At 70.0% G+C, this 2,686-nt stretch carries 2 protein-coding genes; one reads left to right on the top strand and one right to left on the bottom strand.

All coding sequences use genetic code 11. The features are described 5' to 3' along the window. Positions 1-1,190 (bottom strand): HAMP domain-containing protein (locus FDZ70_09025; protein ID TLM70906.1); only part of this gene is annotated, 1,190 nt, incomplete at its 3' end. On the opposite strand from FDZ70_09025, the gene FDZ70_09020 reads away from it, so the two are divergent. Continuing rightward, the gene (locus tag FDZ70_09020; GenBank protein TLM70905.1) at positions 1,189-2,529 is read left to right on the top strand and encodes an adenylosuccinate lyase; all 1,341 of its coding nucleotides are present in this window, start codon (positions 1,189-1,191) and stop codon (positions 2,527-2,529) included. The two genes, FDZ70_09025 and FDZ70_09020, sit on opposite strands and share 2 nt — an antisense overlap. Positions 2,530-2,686 lie beyond the last annotated feature (157 nt).

The following is a 2,686-nucleotide window of genomic DNA, read 5'->3' as shown; positions in this document are numbered from 1 at the left end:
GTGTCGAGCGCATCGAGCATGGAGTTGATGTTCCGCTCGATCGAGGTGAGCTCGTCGGTGCCTTCGACGGGGACACGCGCCTCGACCCCGGCCGCCTCGACCCGGTGGAGGAAGCTGGACAGGTTCTTGAGCCGTCGCAGGACCGAACGGTCGAGGACGATGAGGTTCGCGGCGACCAGCACGAGGCCTGCCGCGATGAATGCGGCCGCGAACAGCCCGAGCGTGTTGCGGCTCTCGCGGTATGCGGAGCGGTCGGCGACGCCGCGGATGATCGCGGTGCCGCCGCCGCCGAAGAGAGGCATCTGCACGTAGGTCGCGAGGAGGTCGTCGTTGAGCGGGGCGACCGCGCGGTCGCTCCCGCTGGCGGCGAGCCGGCCGACCGCCCCGGCGACGTCCGCGGGATTCGAGCCCGATGGCAGGTACACGGTCGTGGTCAGTCCCGTGGTCTGGCTGAGCGCGGTGATCTCCGCCGCGTCGAGGAACCGCCCGACGAGAAGCCAACCGTTCGCCGGAGCGTCGAGGGCGTTGTTCGTGATGGGGTGGACCGCCACGAGGAGGGCCCCTTGGCGCGTCTGGAGGATGCCTCCGGTCGCTTCGAGTGTCGCCAGCGGTGCCGTGCGGGCGGCGGTGGCGCATGCGGCCGCCAGGTCCGCCGGCAGATCCCGTTCGCCCCCACCCTCCAGGTCGCTGCCGCCCGCGAAGAGGATGCGGCCCGAGGCGTCGGCGATGACGAACACGTCGGCTCTCAGGTTCGCCAGGGCGTCGGTCATCAGGTTGTCGGTCGGGTACTCGGGGTACTCGCCGGCTACGTACTGGTAGGTGTCGTCCCATGGCGCCCAGTCGCCGGACACGGACTGGAGTCGGGACAGCTCGGCGCGCACCGCCTGGACGATTCGTGTGGCCGCCGCGGCGCCGTCCCGCGCCTCGAGGGTCCCGAACGACCGCTCGGTGATGGAGCTGACCGCGCCGAAGAGCGCGAGGAACAGCACCGCGAGCGTGACGGCCGTAGCCAGGAACGTGCGTGTGCGCAACGCCACGCGCCGCCTCCTCCGGTCGGCGACCCCCCCTTGCGGCACGAGCACTTTGCGTCCGAGAGGGATATACCGATTCCGGCGGTCGGCCAACCACAGCGCGGCCGCCCCTGCGATAATGGACGTGCACGCCCGCGCCGGCGTAGGGGGCATCGCCATGATCGACCGCTACACCCGTCCCGAGATGGGCGCCATCTGGGACCTCGCGAACAAGTTCGAGATCTGGAGGCGCATCGAGGTGCTCGCGTGCGAGGCGCAGGCCGAGCTCGGCATCGTGCCCGCCGAGGACCTCGCCGTCATCCGGGAGAAGGCCGCGTTCGACGTCGAGCGCATCGACGAGCTCGAGGCCACGCTGAACCACGACGTCATCGCGTTCCTCACGAACATGGCCGAGTACATCGACGAGGGCCTTTCCGAGGACGACCCGAAGCCGAGCCGCTGGGTGCACTACGGCATGACCAGCTCGGACCTCGGCGACACCGCGCTGTGCGTGCAGATGACGCAGGCTCAGGACCTCATCATCGAGGACGTCCGCCGCTTGGGGCGCATCTGCAAGCGGCGCGCGCAGGAGTTCCGCGAGACGCTGTGCGTCGGCCGCACGCACGGCATCCACGCCGAGCCGATGACGTTCGGCATGAAGTGGGCCGCGTGGGCGCAGGCCCTGAAGCGCGCGGAGCAGCGCCTCATCGCTACCCGGCGCTACTCGTGCGCGTGGGGCGCGATCTCAGGCGCGGTCGGGTCGTACAGCAACATCGACCCGAGCGTCGAGGAGTACGTCTGCGACAAGCTCGGCCTGATCCCCGACCCGACCTCCACGCAGGTCATCGCCCGCGACCGGCACGCGCACACGCTGGCGGTGCTGGCCACGGTCGCTGCCACCGCCGAGTGGATCGCCACCGAGGTCCGCGCGCTGCAGAAGTCCGACACCATCGAGGCCGAGGAGCCGTTCACCGCCGGGCAGAAGGGCAGCTCGGCGATGCCGCACAAGCGCAACCCGATCACCGCCGAGCGCGTCTGCGGGCTCGCGCGCGTGGTGAAGGCCAACGCGCAGGTCGGCTTCGACAACGTGGCGCTGTGGCACGAGCGCGACATCTCGCACTCGTCGGCCGAGCGCGTCGTGCTCGCGGACTCGTTCATCGCAACCGACTACCTGCTCGGCAAGCTCGAGTGGGTGCTCGACGGGCTCGTCGTCTACCCGGAGGTCATGAAGGCGAACCTCGAGAAGACGCGCGGGCTCATCTACAGCTCGCGCGTGCTGCTCGCGATGGTGGACACCGGCATGCTGCGCGAGGAGGCGTACGCGGTGGTGCAGGCCAACGCGATGGTGGTGTGGGACGACATCCAGAACGCCCGCCGAGGCAAGTCCTTCCGCGAACTGCTCGAGGCCGACGGCGACTGCCCGCTGACGGCCGAGCAGCTCGACGAGATCTTCGACCCGTGGGCGTTCCTCGCGCGGTCGCACGTGGTGTTCGACCGGCTGGAGAGCGTGACGTTCTAGGAGCCTCCCGGGTCGCTGCCCCACCTGGCACGCCCCGTGCTATAGTTCGCCCTGCTAACCGTTAGGAGGGCGAACCATGACCGGACCCCACCATTTCCACGACCTCGAACCCGACCCGGACGAGTCACCTGCGCGCCGGGTCGCTCGCGTCACCGCC

Source organism: Actinomycetota bacterium (assembly GCA_005774595.1).
Taxonomy (GTDB): Bacteria; Actinomycetota; Coriobacteriia; order Anaerosomatales; family D1FN1-002; genus D1FN1-002.
Note: the sequence above shows the minus strand (reverse complement) of the source record. Positions and strands in the feature narration are given on the sequence as shown.